Source organism: Pseudomonas sp. NPDC090208 (assembly GCF_044746785.1).
Classification (GTDB): domain Bacteria; phylum Pseudomonadota; class Gammaproteobacteria; order Pseudomonadales; family Pseudomonadaceae; genus Aquipseudomonas.
In genome coordinates this window covers 96,317-114,027 of sequence record NZ_JBIVCU010000001.1, presented here as the reverse complement: position 1 = coordinate 114,027, position 17,711 = coordinate 96,317, and the positions used below count along the sequence as shown (strand labels likewise).

General features: G+C 61.0%; 12 protein-coding genes, 2 tRNA genes and 2 pseudogenes. 14 read left to right on the top strand and 2 right to left on the bottom strand.

The annotated features are described in order from the left end of the window. The first annotated feature begins 2 nt into the window (after window positions 1-2). The 11 genes and pseudogenes from ACIPL0_RS00510 to ACIPL0_RS00460 all read left to right on the top strand — a co-directional run. Entirely contained in the window at window positions 3-1,442 is a 1,440-nt protein-coding gene (locus ACIPL0_RS00510) for an N-acetylmuramoyl-L-alanine amidase (protein WP_400594950.1), read from the top strand. Then, window positions 1,439-3,421 (top strand): DNA mismatch repair endonuclease MutL, encoded by a 1,983-nt coding sequence (gene mutL / locus ACIPL0_RS00505; RefSeq protein ID WP_400594953.1) that lies wholly within the window; start codon window positions 1,439-1,441, stop codon window positions 3,419-3,421. Before ACIPL0_RS00510 ends, mutL begins: the two co-directional genes overlap by 4 nt. Then, window positions 3,421-4,392 carry a tRNA (adenosine(37)-N6)-dimethylallyltransferase MiaA gene (gene miaA, locus ACIPL0_RS00500; protein ID WP_400594956.1) on the top strand — a complete coding sequence of 324 codons (972 nt, stop codon included), beginning with the start codon at window positions 3,421-3,423 and terminating at the stop codon, window positions 4,390-4,392. The genes mutL and miaA overlap by 1 nt, the downstream gene beginning before the upstream one ends. Window positions 4,393-4,482: 90 nt before the next feature. Continuing rightward, window positions 4,483-4,743 (top strand): RNA chaperone Hfq, encoded by a 261-nt coding sequence (gene hfq, locus ACIPL0_RS00495; protein ID WP_400594959.1) that lies wholly within the window; start codon window positions 4,483-4,485, stop codon window positions 4,741-4,743. A 12-nt stretch (window positions 4,744-4,755) separates the two neighbouring features. After that, entirely contained in the window at window positions 4,756-6,057 is a 1,302-nt protein-coding gene (gene hflX / locus ACIPL0_RS00490; protein WP_400594962.1) for a ribosome rescue GTPase HflX, read from the top strand. Between the two features lie 96 nt (window positions 6,058-6,153). After that, the gene (hflK, locus tag ACIPL0_RS00485) at window positions 6,154-7,329 is read left to right on the top strand and encodes an FtsH protease activity modulator HflK (protein ID WP_400594965.1); all 1,176 of its coding nucleotides are present in this window, start codon (window positions 6,154-6,156) and stop codon (window positions 7,327-7,329) included. Further along, the gene (gene hflC / locus ACIPL0_RS00480; protein ID WP_400594968.1) at window positions 7,329-8,198 is read left to right on the top strand and encodes a protease modulator HflC; all 870 of its coding nucleotides are present in this window, start codon (window positions 7,329-7,331) and stop codon (window positions 8,196-8,198) included. Before hflK ends, hflC begins: the two co-directional genes overlap by 1 nt. Window positions 8,199-8,479: 281 nt before the next feature. Continuing rightward, a complete protein-coding gene (locus tag ACIPL0_RS00475) occupies window positions 8,480-9,667 on the top strand; it encodes an ATP phosphoribosyltransferase regulatory subunit (protein ID WP_400594971.1) in 1,188 nt (395 codons plus the stop codon). Between the two features lie 54 nt (window positions 9,668-9,721). Further along, window positions 9,722-11,014, top strand: a complete 1,293-nt coding sequence (locus ACIPL0_RS00470; protein ID WP_400594974.1) for an adenylosuccinate synthase — start codon at window positions 9,722-9,724, stop codon at window positions 11,012-11,014. Window positions 11,015-11,026: 12 nt separating this feature from the next. After that, window positions 11,027-12,193 (top strand): annotated as a pseudogene (locus ACIPL0_RS00465) (methyl-accepting chemotaxis protein); the annotation flags it as partial. A gap of 390 nt (window positions 12,194-12,583) precedes the next feature. After that, window positions 12,584-13,099, top strand: a pseudogene (locus tag ACIPL0_RS00460) (methyl-accepting chemotaxis protein); the annotation flags it as partial. 157 nt (window positions 13,100-13,256) lie between these two features. Here ACIPL0_RS00460 and ACIPL0_RS00455 read toward each other — a convergent pair. Both ACIPL0_RS00455 and ACIPL0_RS00450 read right to left on the bottom strand, forming a co-directional pair. Further along, window positions 13,257-13,343: transfer RNA gene (locus ACIPL0_RS00455), tRNA-Leu, on the bottom strand. 319 nt (window positions 13,344-13,662) lie between these two features. Beyond that, window positions 13,663-13,749: transfer RNA gene (locus ACIPL0_RS00450), tRNA-Leu, on the bottom strand. Window positions 13,750-13,976: 227 nt separating this feature from the next. On the opposite strand from ACIPL0_RS00450, the gene rnr reads away from it, so the two are divergent. The 3 genes from rnr to ACIPL0_RS00435 all read left to right on the top strand — a co-directional run. Continuing rightward, window positions 13,977-16,589 (top strand): ribonuclease R, encoded by a 2,613-nt coding sequence (gene rnr, locus ACIPL0_RS00445; RefSeq protein WP_400594977.1) that lies wholly within the window; start codon window positions 13,977-13,979, stop codon window positions 16,587-16,589. Further along, window positions 16,586-17,347, top strand: coding sequence for a 23S rRNA (guanosine(2251)-2'-O)-methyltransferase RlmB (gene rlmB, locus ACIPL0_RS00440; RefSeq protein WP_400594980.1), 762 nt, complete (start codon window positions 16,586-16,588; stop codon window positions 17,345-17,347). Before rnr ends, rlmB begins: the two co-directional genes overlap by 4 nt. A 251-nt stretch (window positions 17,348-17,598) precedes the next feature. Continuing rightward, window positions 17,599-17,711: 30S ribosomal protein S6 (locus ACIPL0_RS00435; protein WP_170946356.1), on the top strand; the 113-nt coding region annotated here is incomplete at its 3' end.

Here is a 17,711-nt window from a genome sequence, read left to right as displayed (position 1 = left end):
ATATGGGGTTAGGTATGCGCATGCGCGCGCTGGTGACTGTGATAGGACTGCTGTTGACGACATTGGCTGTCGACGTGTTGGCCGCTTCACAGGTACGAAGTGTTCGCTTATGGCGTGCGCCGGATAACACGCGACTGGTGTTCGACCTGTCCGGTCCGGTCCAGCACAGCGTTTTCACCCTGCAATCGCCCGACCGTCTGGTGATCGACATCAATGGCGCGACGCTGGCCGGTTCGCTGAACATCGGCACCGCCAACACGCCGATCACCAGCATGCGTTCGGCTCAGCGTACGCCTGACGACCTGCGCGTGGTCATCGACCTGAAAAAGGCCGTGACCCCGAAAAGCTTCACCCTGGCGCCGAACCAGCAATACGGTAACCGTCTGGTGGTCGATCTGTACGACAACCCGGCCGATGCCAACCCGACGCCGACCGTCGCGGACACCCCGGCAACGGCGGCTCCAGCCACGCCTGCGGTGCCGGTCAGCCCGTCCAAGCCTGAAATCAAGCTCGCCCCAGTGCCCAACGGCAAGCGCGACATCGTGGTCGTGGTCGACGCCGGTCATGGCGGGGAAGACCCGGGTGCGTCCGGTGGTCGCGGGCAGAAGGAAAAGAACGTGGTGTTGTCCATCGCCAAGGAGTTGCAGCGCCAGATCAATGCCGAAAAAGGTTATCGCGCCGAGCTGACCCGTACTGGCGACTACTTCATTCCGCTGCGTAAACGTACCGAGATCGCCCGGGCCAAGGGCGCTGACCTGTTCGTGTCCATTCACGCCGACGCCGCGCCGTCTTCCGCCGCCTTCGGTGCGTCGGTGTTCGCCCTGTCCGAGCGCGGCGCGACGTCGGAAACCGCGCGCTGGCTGGCGGACAGCGAAAACCGCTCCGACCTGATCGGCGGTGCCGGGGCCGTGAGCCTCGACGACAAGGATCGCATGCTCGCCGGCGTGCTGCTGGACCTGTCGATGACCGCGTCGCTGACGTCGAGCCTCAACGTCGGGCAGAAAGTGCTGACCAACATTGGTCGCGTGACTTCGTTGCACAAATCGCGAGTCGAGCAGGCTGGCTTCATGGTGCTCAAGTCGCCGGACATCCCGTCGATCCTGGTCGAAACCGGCTTTATTTCCAACGCCGCCGAAGCCAACAAGCTGGAAGGTGCGAGCCACCAGCAGGCGCTGGCACGTTCGATCACGGCCGGCGTGAAGCAATTCTTCCAGCAGAACCCGCCACAGGGCACCTACATTGCCTGGCTGCGTGATAACGGCAAGCTGGCCATGGGCCCGCGTGAGCACACCGTTCGTCCCGGCGAGTCGCTGAGCATGATCGCGGTGCGTTATGACATGAGCATGGCGGCGTTGCGTTCGGCCAACAATCTGAGCTCCGACGAGCTCAAGGTTGGCCAGCAACTGAAAATCCCGAGCGGGGAACTGGCGGGCGAGCCATGACCGATCTGCTGCTCGACGAACACGGCTTCGACATCACTGCGAAAACTGACAGTCCGGCACTCCAGGCGGCGCGTATTCAACTGCTCAGCCCGCGACTGGCGAACCAGATTGCTGCCGGCGAAGTGGTCGAGCGGCCGGCCTCGGTGATCAAGGAGCTGCTGGAAAACAGCCTGGACTCCGGTGCGCGGCGTATCGACGTGGACGTCGAGCAGGCCGGCATCAAGCTGTTGCGGGTGCGTGATGACGGTGGCGGTATCTCGTCCGATGACCTGCCGCTGGCTCTGGCGCGACATGCCACCAGCAAGATTCGCGAACTGGAGGACCTGGAACAGGTCATGAGCCTGGGTTTCCGTGGCGAGGCGCTGGCGTCGATCAGTTCGGTCGCACGTCTGACCCTTACTTCCCGTACCCGTGATGCCGACCAGGCCTGGCAGGTGGAAACCGAAGGCCGCGACATGGCTTCGCGGGTGCAGCCGGCGGCGCATCCGGTGGGTACCTCGGTGGAAGTTCGCGATCTGTTCTTCAACACCCCGGCGCGTCGTAAATTCCTCAAGGCCGAAAAAACCGAATTCGATCACTTGCAAGAAGTGATCAAACGTATGGCGCTGGCCCGTTTCGACGTGGCTTTTCACCTGCGTCACAACGGCAAGACCGTGCTCAGCCTGCACGAGGCCCGCGATGAAGTGGCCCGTGCCCGGCGTGTCTCGGCGGTCTGCGGTCCGGGTTTTCTGGAACAGGCCCTGCCGATCGAGATCGAGCGCAATGGCCTGAGGCTGTGGGGCTGGGTCGGTCTGCCGACTTTCTCGCGCAGCCAGGCCGACTTGCAGTATTTCTTCGTCAACGGCCGTGCGGTGCGCGACAAACTGGTCGCCCACGCGGTGCGTCAGGCCTATCGCGACGTGCTGTTCAACGGTCGCCATCCGACCTTTGTGCTGTTTTTCGAGATTGATCCGGCGGCGGTCGATGTCAACGTACACCCGACCAAGCACGAAGTGCGCTTCCGTGACGGCCGCATGGTGCATGACTTCCTGTATGGCACGCTGCACCGTGCGCTGGGCGATGTACGCCCGGAAGACCAGTTGGCCGGTACCACGTCGGTGACGGCGCTGGTGCGTCCGACCGGCGCGGAAGCCGGCGAGTTCGGCCCGCAGGGCGAGATGCGTCTGGCCAATAACGTGCTGGAAACCCCGCAGGGGCAGGCCTGGAACCCTCCGGCCGGTTCCGGCAGTGGTGCGGGTTATCAGTATCAATACACGCCGCGTCCGGCATCGGTATTGCCGGCGGCAGAGGCTCAGGCGGCCTATCGCGAATTCTTCGCGCCGCTGCCCGGTACGCCGGCTGCCCCGGCGCCGATGGCTTCTGGCGCGGTGGCGCTGCCGGAGTCTCAGGGCGACATACCGCCGCTGGGTTATGCACTGGCGCAGCTCAAAGGCATTTATATCCTTGCGGAAAACGCTCAGGGCATGGTGCTGGTCGACATGCACGCTGCCCACGAGCGGATCATGTACGAACGGCTGAAGATCGCCATGGCCAGCGAAGGCCTGAGCGGCCAGCCGCTGCTGGTGCCGGAGTCGATTGCGGTGAGTCAGCGCGAGGCCGATTGCGCTGAGGAGCACATGGCGACTTTCCAGCAACTGGGTTTCGAGTTGCAGCGTCTGGGCCCGGAAAGCCTGGCGATCCGGCAGATCCCCGCATTGCTCAAACAGGCCGAGGCCAACCGGCTGGTGCATGACGTGCTGTCCGACCTGATGGAGTTTGGCACCAGCGACCGCGTGCAGGCGCACATGAACGAATTGCTGGGCACCATGGCCTGCCACGGCGCGGTGCGCGCCAACCGGCGTCTGGCCATTCCGGAGATGAACGCCCTGTTGCGCGACATGGAAAACACCGAGCGCAGCGGTCAGTGCAACCATGGACGGCCGACCTGGACCCAATTGGGTCTGGATGATCTCGACAAACTGTTCCTGCGCGGTCGCTGATGAGTGCTCTCCCTCCTGCCATCTTTTTGATGGGGCCGACCGCCGCCGGCAAGACCGACCTGGCGATCGAACTGACCAAAGTGCTGCCCTGCGAGCTGATCAGCGTCGATTCGGCGCTGGTCTATCGCGGCATGGACATCGGCACGGCGAAGCCTTCAAAAGCGCTTCTGGACAAGTATCCGCACCGGCTGATCGATATTCTCGACCCGTCGCAAAGCTATTCGGCGGCGGATTTCCGCGCCGATGCGCTGCAGGCGATGGAAGAAATCACCGGTCGAGGAAAAATTCCTCTGCTGGTGGGCGGCACCATGTTGTATTTCAAGGCTCTGATGGAGGGCCTCGCCGACATGCCGGCCGCCGATGCCCAAGTGCGTGCGCAGCTGGAGGCCGAAGCGGCCAGCCTTGGCTGGCAGGCGTTGCATGACGAGCTGGCGCGTATCGACCCGGTGTCGGCGGCGCGGATTCACCCCAATGACCCGCAGCGGCTGGTTCGTGCGCTGGAGGTTTATCGGGTCAGCGGCATGAGTATGACCGCGCACCGTGAGCAACAAAGTGCGCAAACTGCTCAAGCCAGCGCTTCGGGGCGACATCAATTGCCCTATACTGTCGCGAATCTTGCGATCGCACCGACGGATCGCAAGGTCTTGCATGAGCGGATCGCCCTGCGTTTCCGGCAAATGCTCGACGAAGGATTCATTGAAGAAGTGATGACGTTACGTTCGAGGGGTGACCTGCACTCGGATTTACCGTCTATAAGAGCTGTAGGGTATCGCCAGGTCTGGGATTATCTGGACGGCAAGTTGGACCGTGAAGAGATGCAGGAACGCGGCATCATCGCCACGCGTCAATTGGCCAAGAGACAGTTCACCTGGTTGCGAAGCTGGGAAAATTTACACTGGTTGGACAGCCTGGCTTGCGACAATCTGCCACGCACCTTGAAATACCTGGGATCACTCTCCATATTGAGCTGAGTCTCTGCAATAGCCGTCTATCCTTGGGGGGTAACGGCCCAAGCCAATGTTTTCGAATTTATTCTATTGATCCTTAAAGGAGTGCGGCACATGTCAAAAGGGCATTCGCTACAAGACCCTTACCTGAATACTTTGCGTAAAGAGAAGGTCGGGGTTTCGATCTATCTGGTCAACGGCATCAAGCTGCAGGGCACGATCGAATCTTTCGACCAGTTCGTCATTCTGCTGAAGAACACTGTCAGCCAGATGGTTTACAAACACGCTATCTCCACCGTCGTTCCTGTCCGTCCGATTCGTCTGCCTAGCGCATCCGAGTCCGACCAGGGTGACGCTGAGCCAGGTAACGTCTGATAGGAGTCTGCCTTGTTCTTTGAGCGCCACGGTGGTGGTGAGCGGGCAATCCTCGTTCACTTGGATGGTCAGGACCCTGAGGCGCGCGAAGATCCGCAGGAGTTCCAGGAACTGGCTCTGTCGGCAGGCGCCGATATCGTCGCATTCGTCAACGTGCCACGACATCGGCCAACCGCCAAGTTTCTCGTAGGCAGTGGCAAGGTCGAAGAGTTGCGTGACCTGGTCAGTGCCGAGAAAGTCGATCTCGTCATCTTCAATCATGTCCTTACGCCCAGTCAGGAACGTAACCTTGAACGTGTGTTCGAGTGTCGCGTGCTTGACCGTACCGGGCTGATTCTCGACATCTTCGCCCAGCGCGCCCGGACTCACGAGGGCAAGCTGCAGGTCGAGCTGGCACAGCTCGAGCACATGAGTACCCGACTGGTTCGCGGCTGGACTCACCTTGAGCGTCAGGGTGGCGGTATCGGTCTGCGCGGCCCGGGTGAAACCCAGCTGGAAACCGACCGGCGCCTGTTGCGGGTACGCCTGCGGCAGATCAAGAGCCGTCTGGAGAAGGTTCGCAGCCAGCGTGATCAGGCCCGTCGTGGCCGTTCCCGTGCCGAAATCCCTACGGTTTCCATCGTCGGTTATACCAACGCCGGCAAATCGACCCTGTTCAATGCGGTGACCGATTCCGACGTCTACGCTGCTGACCAGTTGTTCGCAACCCTCGACCCGACCCTGCGCCGTCTCGATCTCGACGACCTGGGACCGATCGTGCTGGCTGACACCGTGGGCTTCATTCGCCACCTGCCGCACAAGCTGGTCGAGGCCTTTCGGGCTACGCTCGAAGAATCGAGCAACTCGGACTTGTTGCTGCATGTGATCGACTCTCACGAGCCGGACCGCATGGAGCAGATCGAACAGGTGATGGCGGTGCTGGGCGAGATCGGTGCCCAGGACTTGCCGATGCTGGAGGTCTATAACAAACTCGATTTGCTCGAAGGGGTCGAGCCCCAGATTCAGCGCAATGCCGATGGCAAGCCGCAGCGGGTCTGGGTGTCTGCGCGTGACGGGCGTGGTCTGGACCTGTTGAAACAGGCCATCGCCGAGCTGTTGGGGGACGATCTGTTCATTGGCACCTTGTGCCTGTCGCAACGCTTCGCACGGCTGCGTGCCCAGTTCTTTCAGCTGGGTGCGGTGCAGAGCGAGGAGCATGACGAAGAAGGCCAGAGTCTGCTGGCTGTAAGGCTGCCCCGAGTTGAATTCAATCGCCTGGTGAGTCGCGAAGGACTGCAGCCGCTGGAATTCATCGAGCAACACACTTTGCAATAAAAGCCTGAAGAAGCGGTTGTACGGCTTCCACAGGCATTCTGTAGCATTGGTCGGCGCGCCGCGGGCGCGTCTTTGCTTTATCAGATGGAGAGCGCTATGGCTTGGAATGAGCCGGGTGGCAACTCGAATAATCAGGATCCCTGGGGCGGAAAACGCAAGGGCGGCGACCGCAAGGGGCCACCGGATCTCGACGAGGCCTTCCGAAAGCTGCAGGAAAGCCTGAATGGGTTGTTCGGTGCCAGCAAGAAACGCAGCAGTGATGGTGGTGGTAACGGCGGGTCGGGCAAGGGCGGTGGCTTCGGCCTGCTCGGCATCGGCTTCGTGGTGCTGCTCGCCATCTGGCTTTACAACGCAATCTATGTCGTCGACGAGCAGGAGCAGGCAGTCATTCTGCGCTTCGGCAAGTACTACGAAACGGTCGGTTCGGGTCTGAACATCTATTTCCCGCCGTTCGACCGCAAGTACCTCGAAAACGTGACGCGCGAGCGTGCGTACAGCAAGCAGGGCCAGATGCTCACCGAAGACGAGAACATCGTCGAGGTGCCGCTGACCGTGCAATACCGCATCACCAACCTGCAGGATTTCGTGCTGAACGTCGATCAGCCTGAAGTCAGCCTGCAGCACGCAACCGAGAGCGCGCTGCGCCATGTGGTCGGTTCGACTGCCATGGATCAGGTGCTGACCGAAGGGCGTGAGCAGATGGCTGGCGAGATCAAGGAGCGCCTGCAGCGTTTCCTAGACACCTATCGCACCGGCATCACCGTGACCCAGGTGAACGTGCAGAGCGCTGCGGCGCCGCGTGAAGTTCAGGAAGCCTTTGATGACGTGATCCGTGCCCGTGAAGACGAGCAGCGTTCACGCAACCAGGCTGAAACCTACGCCAACGGTGTGATCCCGGAAGCCCGTGGTCAGGCTCAGCGCATCCTCGAAGATGCCAACGGCTACCGTGACGAAGTCATCTCGCGCGCCAAGGGTGAGGCCGACCGCTTCACCAAGCTGGTCGCCGAGTACCGCAAGGCACCGGAAGTCACTCGCGAGCGCCTGTATCTGGAAACCATGCAAGAGGTCTACAGCAACACCAGCAAGGTGCTGGTGACCGGCGACAAGGGGCAGAACAACCTGCTTTATCTGCCACTGGACAAGATGATCGAAAGCAGTCGCAGCGGTGCGGCATCCTCCACCGGCGGCTCGGCCGCGACGGTCGTGGATCCGGGCTCGCGAGCAGCGGACATGCAACAGCAACGTGACACGCGCACTAGGGAGACTCGTTGATGAGCAATAAATCTCTGGTAGCGCTGATTGTCTGCGTGGTGCTGGCTGTGGTCGCGTGGAACAGCTTCTACATCGTTTCCCAGACCGAGCGTGCAGTGTTGCTGCAATTCGGTCGCGTGGTTCAGACCGATGTGCCACCGGGTCTTCACGTGAAGATTCCTTACGTGAACCAGGTGCGCAAGTTCGACGGTCGCCTGTTGACCCTCGATGCGCCGACTCAGCGTTTCCTGACTCTGGAAAAGAAAGCGGTCATGGTCGATGCCTACGCCAAGTGGCGAGTGAAGGACGCCGAGCGTTTCTACACTGCGACCTCCGGCCTCAAGCAGATCGCCGATGAGCGCCTGTCCCGTCGTCTGGAATCCGGTCTGCGTGACCAGTTCGGCAAGCGCACCCTGCACGAAGCCGTGTCGGGTGAGCGTGACGCACTGATGGCGGACATCACCGCAACGCTGAATCGCATGGCAGAAAAAGAGCTGGGCATCGAAGTCATCGACGTCCGGGTCAAGGCCATCGATCTGCCCAAGGAAGTCAACCGCAGCGTGTTCGAGCGGATGAGTACCGAGCGTGAGCGTGAGGCTCGCGAGCACCGCGCCAAGGGTAACGAGTTGGCGGAAGGTATTCGTGCCGACGCCGATCGTCAGCGTCGCGTGTTGCTGGCAGAAGCCTATCGTGAGTCGGAAGAGGCCCGCGGTGACGGCGATGCGCAAGCAGCGGCGATCTACTCCAAGGCCTACGGCCAGGATCAGGAGTTTTATGCGTTCTACCGCAGCCTGCGTGCCTACCGTGAAAGCTTCGCCAACAAGAGCGACGTGATGGTGCTCGATCCGGGCAGCGAATTCTTCCGCTACCTGGAAAAAGCCAAGCCGTGAATCACGACCCCGTCGGGCGGTAAAACCGCCTGACGGGGTGTTCCTGCGTAAAAACGTGTGTATGATGCGGCAGCCGGGGAATTCCCGGCTTTTTTGCGTCTACACGATTGATTGGCCGTGGCGTTGTTCGTGCGCGGCAGTTTTTTCGAGGGCCGTGCTGGCAACGCTGCGACGTGTTTTGTCCGGAGATGGAAATCCCGGGCAGGCGTCTGCAGAGCACGGCCTGCTTCACACAAGGCCCGCCCGAGGGTTGGCCGCCCGGATGATAGGGGAAAGGCGTAATGGCAACGGTTGACCGCTGGCTGCTGCCGGATGGCATCGAAGAAGTACTGCCGCCGGAAGCTGCGCGCATTGAAGTGGCGCGTCGTCAGGTGTTGGATCTGTTTCAAAGCTGGGGCTACGAGTTCGTCGTCACCCCGCACATCGAATACCTTGAATCACTGCTCACAGGTGCTGGCCAGGATCTGGATCTGCGCACCTTCAAAGTGGTCGACCCGCAATCGGGCCGGCAGATGGGCTTCCGGGCGGACATCACGCCGCAGGTTGCCCGCATCGACGCACATACCTTGCGCCGCGAAGGCCCTAGCCGTCTGTGCTACGCCGGCAGTGTGCTGCATGCCCAGCCACGCGCCTTGTCGTCCTCGCGCAGCCCGATTCAGCTGGGTGCGGAGCTGTACGGCGACGCCAGCCCGAGCAGCGATGTCGAAGTCATCAGCCTGATGCTGGCGATGCTGCAACTGGCCGATGTGCCGGATGTGCACATGGACCTGGGCCACGTCGGTATCTACCGTGGTCTGGCTCGTGCGGCTGGTCTGTCCGGTGAAGCCGAGCAGTTGTTGTTCGATGCCCTGCAACGCAAGGCCATCGACGAGGTCATTACTTTGACCGAGGGCCTGCCGAGCGATCTCGCCGCCATGCTGCGTGCGCTGGTCGATCTGTGTGGCGGCCGTGAAGTGCTGGCAGCGGCGCGCGAGCGTCTGGCCGGTGCGCCGGCGGCAGTGATCGAAGCGCTGGATGATCTGGTGGAAATCGCCGAACGCCTGTCAGCTCGTTTCCCTGAGCTACCGTTGTATTTCGACCTCGGCGAATTGCGTGGCTACCACTATCACACCGGCGTCGTGTTCGCCGTGTTCGTGCCGGGTGTGGGCCAGTCCATCGCTCAGGGCGGTCGTTACGATGACATCGGTGCCGATTTCGGTCGTGCGCGCCCGGCAACGGGTTTTTCCACCGATCTGAAAACCCTGGTCACGCTCGGACAGGCGCAGATCGAGCTGCCGTCTGGCGGTATCTGGATGCCTGACAGCACCGATGCGGCACTGTGGCAGACCGTTTGCCAGCTGCGCAGCGAAGGTCAGCGCGTGGTGCAGGCGCTGCCGGGTCAGTCGGTGTCGGCGGCCAAAGAAGCCGACTGTGATCGGCAATTGATTCAGCACGGCGAGCACTGGCAGGTAATGCCGCTGGCCTCTTGAGTTTTCCTGTCGGCGCAGCCGGCACCCAAGTTTGCGTGAATGAGGACAAGTGTTATGGGTAAGAATGTCGTAGTCCTGGGCACCCAGTGGGGTGATGAGGGCAAAGGCAAGATCGTCGATCTGCTGACCGAACATGCTACCGCGGTAGTTCGCTATCAGGGCGGTCACAACGCCGGTCACACACTGGTGATCGATGGCGAGAAAACCGTTCTGCACCTGATTCCGTCCGGTGTCCTGCGCGAAGGCGTGCAGTGCCTGATCGGTAACGGTGTGGTCGTGGCGCCTGACGCGCTCATGCGTGAAATCACCAAGCTGGAAGAGAAGGGCATCCCGGTGCGTGAGCGCCTGCGCATCAGCCCGTCCTGCCCGCTGATCCTGTCGTACCACGTCGCGCTGGACCAGGCCCGTGAAAAAGCCCGTGGCGAGCAGAAGATCGGTACCACCGGTCGCGGCATCGGCCCTGCTTACGAAGACAAGGTTGCCCGTCGCGGCCTGCGTATCGGTGATCTGTTCCACCGCGAGCGCTTCGCTGCCAAGCTCGGCGAGCTGCTGGACTACCACAACTTCGTGCTGGTCAATTACTACAAAGAGCCGGCCATCGACTTCCAGAAGACGCTCGACGAGTGCATGGAGTACGCCGAACAGCTCAAGCCGATGATGCTGGACGTGACCGCTGCGCTGCACGAGATGCGTCGTGCTGGCAAAGACATCATGTTCGAAGGCGCGCAAGGCTCGCTGCTGGACATCGACCACGGTACCTACCCGTACGTCACCAGCTCCAACACCACCGCCGGCGGTATCGCCACCGGTTCGGGTGTCGGTCCGATGTTCATCGACTACATCCTGGGTATCACCAAGGCTTACACCACTCGCGTCGGTTCCGGTCCGTTCCCGACCGAACTGTTCGACGATGTTGGCGCTTTCCTCGCCAAGCGTGGTCATGAATTCGGTGCAACCACCGGTCGTGCCCGTCGTTGCGGCTGGTTCGATGCCGTCATCCTGCGTCGCGCCATCGACGTCAACAGCATCTCGGGCATCTGCCTGACCAAGCTGGACGTGCTCGACGGTCTGGAGACCATCAACATCTGCGTCGGTTACAAGAACGAAAACGGTGCAGTGATCGACGCGCCGACCGATGCCGACAGCTACATCGGCCTGGAGCCGGTGTACGAGCAAATGCCGGGCTGGTCGGAGTCGACCCTGGGTGCCAAGACCCTGGACGCGCTGCCAGCCAACGCCGTCGCTTACATCAAGCGCCTGGAAGAGTTGGTCGGTGCGCCGATCGACATTATTTCGACAGGTCCGGATCGCAACGAGACCATTATCCTGCGTCATCCGTTCGCTTGATAAGTCGTTGAAATGCAAACAAAGGGTCGCTCAGGCGGCCCTTTGTTTTTTCTGCTTGATCGTGGTCACGACATCGGCACGGCACTTGCTGTAAATACCGTCAGAAAAGATGCCATCATTTTAATGGCGTCTGTTGTGGGGGAGCCTCCTGTGTCAGCCGTCCTTTCGCTTCTGCGCAGCCGTCTGCTGCGTCCCGTATTCATTGCCCTTGGCATCGCCCTTTTGGTGCAGGTGCTGGTGGCTGTCGCTCTGACCCGGAGCACCGTTACCGCGCTGGAAGCCGACCTGACCACACGTCTGGGTGTAGATTCGCAACACTTGTCGACCGAGCTGGAACAGGCAAGCCGCGATGTCACCGCCAGTCTGGACAGTCTTTCGCAAAATACCCGTCAGCGTTTGAGCAGCGGGCTGTCCACACGTCTTAAAGATGAGCAGAAACAGCTGCGGGCCACGCTTGAGAAGGATCTGCATGAATCGGCCACCGACATGGCTGAATTGCTGGCGGCTGTAGCGCCACGGGCCATGTGGGACGGTGACACGCCCACGCTGTCCGAATTCGCACGGCGCGCTCAGCGCAATCCCAACGTGCTGTTCGTGGTGTATGACGATGCTCAGGGCGAGCACCTGACTCGTTACCTGAACCGTGACAACGAGCTGATCAAGGCGCTGCTGGCCAAAGGCGAGGGTGAGCGGGCCATGGACAAGGTGCTCAACGCGGCGCAGAAAGATGCTTCGGTGTTCTATGTCGAAGCATCGATCAGCCCCAACGGGGTCGAGATCGGCAAGGTGCGCATGGGCGTTTCCACTGCGTCCGTGGAGGAGAACCTGGCTGCGCTGGACAAGCGATTCAACGCGCTCATTGGCAGTGGTGAGCAATTGGTGGCCGACAGCCTGGGTGGTGCCGCAGCAGAGAGCTCGACGGCGCTGCGCTCGCGTCTGCAAACCGCGCAGACGGCTGCTTCAGCAATGGTCACCAATACGCGTGCTGCGGTTCAGGATGCCGCGGCTGATCTGCGCTGGCGCATTGGCATGGGCCTGGCGCTGGTTGGGCTGGGCGTTTTGCTGGCGCTGGCGGTGGTGCTGGGGCGTCGCGTGGTGCTGCGTCTGCAATTGCTCAACCGTGCGCTGGACGACCTGGCGGCGGGCGAGGGCGATCTGACCAAGCGGGTCAAGATCACCAGCAACGACGAAATTGGCGATATGGCGTCGGCGGTCAACCGCTTTGTCGACAAGCTGCAGCCGATCGTTCGTGAGGCGGGGGATGTGGCGCAGCAGACCGGCGTCGAAATCGGTGCGATGAGCAAGCGTAATGCCGGAGCTGATGCGGCAGCGGAATTGCAGCGTGACGAAGTGGCGGCGAGTCTCCAGGCATTGGCGCAAATGGCTGACGAAGCACAGGCCGAGAGCCACGCCATGCAGGCGGCGCTGCGTCAGGTGATCGATATCCGTCAGGCCACGGATGAAAACACTCGTACCTCGAATCAGGTTGGCGGGCTGATCGAAGCGCTGGCTGGGCAGGTCGATAACGGCGCTCAGGTGATCGAGCGTCTGGCTCGACAAAGCGAGCAGATCGAAGTCGTCCTTGAAGTCATTCATGGCATCGCCGAGCAGACCAACCTGCTGGCGCTCAACGCCGCCATCGAAGCGGCTCGCGCTGGGGAAACCGGCCGTGGTTTTGCGGTAGTGGCCGACGAGGTGCGGGCGCTGGCCAGCAAGACCCAGAGTTCGACCGGGGATATTCAGGAGCACATCGCCAAGCTGCAATCGGGTGCGAAAGAAGCGGTGGCGACAATTGGCCTGGCGGGGCGTCAGGCCAAAGAAGGTCTGGCAGTGTTGCGTGACAGTGCGCGCCTGCAGCAAACCGTTCAGGCGTCGGTCGAGCAGGTGCACGCGGCTATCGGTCTGGCGACCAAGGCGGCAGAGCACCAGGCGCAAGGGGCGCAAGCCGTGAGAGGGCGCGTGGAAGTGATTCATGCCCAGGCCGAAAAAGCGGCGCAAGCGGTGGTGGCGACCACGGCGAGCGGCAAGACGCTCGACAGGCTGGCGGCGCAATTGAAGGCGAGTCTGGGGCAGTTCAAGGCGTAGCGCAGATTTCTGTAGCGGTCCGGTTTGCCGGCGTCGGCGATTTAACAAGTGCTGATGCTGGCAAGCCAGGCTGCTACAAGATGCCGCACGTGGACTGGGAAAGTTTCCAAACCCCAGAAAGCACAAAACCGAGCACTTGGCTCGGTTTCGTTTTGTTTGGTGCCCAGGAGAAGACTCGAACTTCCACGACCGTAAGGTCACCAGCACCTGAAGCTGGCGTGTCTACCAATTTCACCACCTGGGCATGGCGCTGATTTAATTAGATTTTTCGTCCGAGCGCAACTGAATTTTCAGATTTTTTTAAAAAGAGTGGGCAAAACATCGATTTATCGTGATCGAGCAGGAGAGTGTCTGCATGTGATGCATGGCTCGCTATTGTGACGGGTCTGCAAAAGTCAGCGAGGGGCGTATGCCGGCAAAATAATCCGCGCACGCAAAGTGCCTGCCCGTGAGCGAAGGAGAGGAAAGGAAGTTAAGAGAAATTGACGACTGTTTTGCGCTGCGTGCTATTTTTCAAACCGCAGAAAGCACAAAACCGAGCCTAAGCTCGGTTTTGTTTGAATTGGTGCCCAGAAGAAGACTCGAACTTCCACGACCGTAAGGTCACCAGCACCTGAAGCTGGCGTGTCTACCAATTTCACCATCTGGGCAAATCGTTGATTTCACTCGGCTTTTTGTTGAAAAAGCTGTTTGATTTCAACTACAACGTGGCGCTTGCCGTCGTTGTGGGGCGCATCTTACGGATGAGTTTTGGAGCTGTAAACCCCCATGACGAAATTTTTTTTGAAATAGCGAAAAGTCTCAGCAAACGCTGGCTTCGCGTTTCAATCGGGTATATGCCAAACTAATTGCATACAGATAAGGTGAACTCATTCTAATGGCCGATTGGCAGTCCCTCGATCCCGAGGCCGCTCGTGAAGCGGAAAAATATGAAAACCCCATCCCCAGCCGTGAGCTGATCCTGTCGCATCTTTCCGAGCGCGGGTCGCCGGCTGCCCGTGAGGAGCTGGTCGCCGAGTTCGGTCTGACCACCGAGGACCAGATCGAAGCCTTGCGCCGCCGCCTGCGTGCCATGGAGCGTGATGGGCAACTGATTTACACCCGCCGTGGTACCTACGCACCTGTGGACAAGCTGGACCTGATCCTGGGGCGCATCAGTGGTCACCGCGACGGTTTCGGTTTTCTGGTGCCGGACGACGGTTCCGACGACCTGTTCATGAGCCCGGCGCAGATGCGTCTGGTGTTCGATGGCGACCGTGCGCTGGCGCGGGTTTCCGGCCTTGATCGCCGTGGCCGTCGTGAAGGTGTGATCGTCGAAGTCATTTCCCGTGCCCACGAAACCATCGTCGGTCGTTATTTCGAAGAGAGCGGCATCGGTTTCGTCGTTGCGGACAACCCCAAGGTCCAGCAGGAAGTGCTGGTCACGCCGGGTCGCAACGGCGGCGCCAAGATCGGTCAGTTCGTCGAGGTGAAAATCACCCACTGGCCGACCCCGCGCTTCCAGCCGCAAGGCGACGTGATCGAAGTCGTGGGCAACTACATGGCGCCGGGCATGGAGATCGATGTCGCTCTGCGCACTTACGACATTCCCCACGTCTGGCCGGAAGCTGTGCTCAAGGAAGCTGGCCGACTCAAGCCCGAAGTGCTGGAGAAGGACAAGGAGCATCGCGTCGACCTGCGTCACCTGCCGTTCGTCACCATCGACGGCGAAGACGCACGCGACTTCGACGACGCGGTGTTCTGCGAAGCCAAGCCCGGCAAGCTGCGCCTGTTCTCCGGCGGCTGGAAGCTGTATGTGGCGATTGCCGACGTCTCCAGCTACGTGAAGATCGGTTCGGCACTGGACGCCGAATCCCAGGTGCGCGGCAACTCGGTGTATTTCCCTGAGCGGGTGGTGCCGATGCTGCCTGAGCAGCTGTCCAACGGCCTGTGCTCGCTGAATCCGCTGGTCGACCGTTTGGCGATGGTCTGTGAGATGACCATCTCCAAGACCGGCGAGATGACCGATTACGTCTTCTACGAAGCAGTGATCCACTCCCATGCGCGCCTGACCTACAACAAGGTCAGCACCATCCTGGAGCATCCGAAGACCACCGAGGCGAAAAACCTGCGCGGCGAGTACGGCGAAGTCGTGCCTCACCTCAAGCAGCTCTACGCGCTGTACAAGGTCTTGCTGGGCGCCCGCCATACCCGTGGTGCCATCGACTTCGAGACCCAGGAAACCCGGATCATCTTCGGTTCCGAGCGCAAGATCGCGGAAATCCGCCCGACCACGCGCAACGATGCCCACAAGCTGATCGAGGAATGCATGCTGGCGGCCAACGTGGCCACCGCCGAATTCCTCAAGAAGCATGAAATCCCTGCGCTGTATCGCGTTCACGATGGTCCGCCGCCGGAGCGTCTGGAAAAGCTGCGTGCGTTCCTCGGCGAACTGGGTCTGTCCCTGCACAAGGGCAAGGACGGTCCGAGTCCGAAGGACTATCAGGCGCTGCTGGAGTCGATCAAGGATCGCCCGGACTACCATCTGATCCAGACCGTCATGCTGCGTTCGTTGAGTCAGGCGGTGTACACCTCCGACAACAATGGCCACTTCGGTCTGAACTACGAGGCGTACACGCACTTCACTTCGCCGATCCGTCGTTACCCGGACCTGCTGACCCACCGTGCCATTCGCAGTGTGATCCGCTCGAAACAGGACACCCCGCATGTACGGCGTGCCGGTGCAGCGACCATTCCGAAGGCGCGCATCTATCCGTACGACGAAGCGACTCTGGAGCAACTGGGCGAACAGTGCTCGATGAGCGAGCGCCGTGCCGACGAAGCCACCCGCGACGTGGTCAACTGGCTCAAGTGCGAGTTCATGAAAGACCGCGTGGGCGAGTCGTTCCCGGGCGTTATCACCGCAGTGACAGGTTTCGGCCTGTTCGTCGAGCTGACCGACATCTACGTCGAGGGTCTGGTACACGTCACGGCCTTGCCGGGCGATTACTACCACTTCGATCCGGTCCATCACCGTCTGGCGGGCGAGCGCACCGGTCGCAGCTTCCGCCTGGGTGACACCGTGGAAGTGCGGGTCATGCGCGTTGATCTCGACGAGCGCAAGATCGACTTCGAAATGTCGGATAAGGCCGTTGTCTCGCCGACAACCCGCAAGCGCAAGGCTGCAGAGCCTGCGCCGGCGCAGAAGACCGAAAAGGTTGAAAAAGAGAAAGAAAAACTCTCGCTGTCCAAGCCGAGCCGTCGCCCGGCCAAGGAACCTGTCGAGGCCTACCGTGCCAGCGATGCTGCGGCGAAGAACGCCGAAGTGCGCAAAAGTCGCGAGATGAAGAAAGCCCTGCTGGCTGAAGCCAAGAGCGGCGGCAAATCCGCTCGCGGTGATTCCGCAGCGGCCGGCAAGGCGACCAAGCCGAGCAAGCACCGCAAGGGTCCGCCCAAGTCGGCGCCGGCGGCGAAGAGCAGCGGGTCACGTAAACCGAAGGCCAAGTCATGAGTCAGTTGGAAAAAATCTACGGCGTGCATGCCGTGGAAGCGCTGTTGCGCCATCACCCCAAGCGGGTCAAGCAGATCTGGCTGGCAGAAGGGCGCAGCGAGCCGCGTGTTCAAGTCCTGGTCGATCTGGCCGCGCAGAACCGTGTGCAGGTGGGGCAGGCCGAGCGCCGCGAGATGGACGCCTGGGTCGAAGGCGTTCACCAGGGTGTTGTAGCTGAAGTGAGCCCGAGCCAGGTCTGGGGCGAAGCCATGCTCGACGAGCTGCTGGATCGTACCGAAGGCGCGCCACTGATTCTGGTGCTCGACGGCGTGACCGACCCGCATAACCTGGGCGCTTGCCTGCGCACGGCCGATGCGGCCGGTGCGCTGGCGGTGATCGTGCCCAAGGACAAGTCCGCGACTCTGACGCCGACCGTGCGTAAAGTGGCCTGCGGCGCGGCCGAAGTCATTCCGCTGGTAGCGGTGACCAACCTGGCGCGTACGCTGGAGAAACTCCAGCAGCGCGGTCTGTGGGTCGTCGGTACGGCGGGCGAAGCCGAACAGGAACTGTATCAGCAGGACCTGACTGGCCCGACCATCATGATCATGGGCGCCGAAGGCAAAGGCATGCGTCGTTTGACCCGTGAGCATTGCGATTACCTGGTGCGTCTGCCGATGGCAGGCAGTGTCAGCAGCCTCAACGTGTCGGTCGCGACTGGCGTGTGCCTGTTCGAGGCCATGCGTCAGCGCGCTGCCAAGGCTGCCGCTTTGCGGAAGTGACGAGTCTCAAGCTGCAAGCTTCAAGCTAAGGCGGTACGCGTTCAGGCTTGTAGCTTGCGGCTCATGGCTCGAAGCTGCTTCTGCTCAAATATTCACCAATTTCCTTGCGCCGTTCCGGCCCCTTCTCTACAATTGCGCCCCTTGCTGTCATGGCAGGCGCTCATGTGCCTGTTCCTGTGCAAGATAAACCAGTGTTTTTCACTCCTTGTCTGACCGCTCTGGCGGCAGGCTACAACCCGTAAGGAGCATTCATGCGTCATTACGAAATCATCTTTCTGGTTCACCCGGACCAGAGCGAGCAAGTCGGCGGCATGGTTGAGCGTTACACCAAGCTGATCGAAGAAGACGGCGGCAAGATCCACCG

Coding starts and splice junctions, on each gene's coding strand:
- mutL (WP_400594953.1), top strand. CDS start 1,439: ATGACCGATCTGCTGCTCGACGAACACGGCTTCGACATCACTGCGAAA.
- rnr (WP_400594977.1), top strand. CDS start 13,977: ATGGCCGATTGGCAGTCCCTCGATCCCGAGGCCGCTCGTGAAGCGGAA.
- hflK (WP_400594965.1), top strand. CDS start 6,154: ATGGCTTGGAATGAGCCGGGTGGCAACTCGAATAATCAGGATCCCTGG.
- hflC (WP_400594968.1), top strand. CDS start 7,329: ATGAGCAATAAATCTCTGGTAGCGCTGATTGTCTGCGTGGTGCTGGCT.
- miaA (WP_400594956.1), top strand. CDS start 3,421: ATGAGTGCTCTCCCTCCTGCCATCTTTTTGATGGGGCCGACCGCCGCC.
- ACIPL0_RS00510 (WP_400594950.1), top strand. CDS start 3: ATGGGGTTAGGTATGCGCATGCGCGCGCTGGTGACTGTGATAGGACTG.
- ACIPL0_RS00470 (WP_400594974.1), top strand. CDS start 9,722: ATGGGTAAGAATGTCGTAGTCCTGGGCACCCAGTGGGGTGATGAGGGC.
- rlmB (WP_400594980.1), top strand. CDS start 16,586: ATGAGTCAGTTGGAAAAAATCTACGGCGTGCATGCCGTGGAAGCGCTG.
- ACIPL0_RS00475 (WP_400594971.1), top strand. CDS start 8,480: ATGGCAACGGTTGACCGCTGGCTGCTGCCGGATGGCATCGAAGAAGTA.
- hfq (WP_400594959.1), top strand. CDS start 4,483: ATGTCAAAAGGGCATTCGCTACAAGACCCTTACCTGAATACTTTGCGT.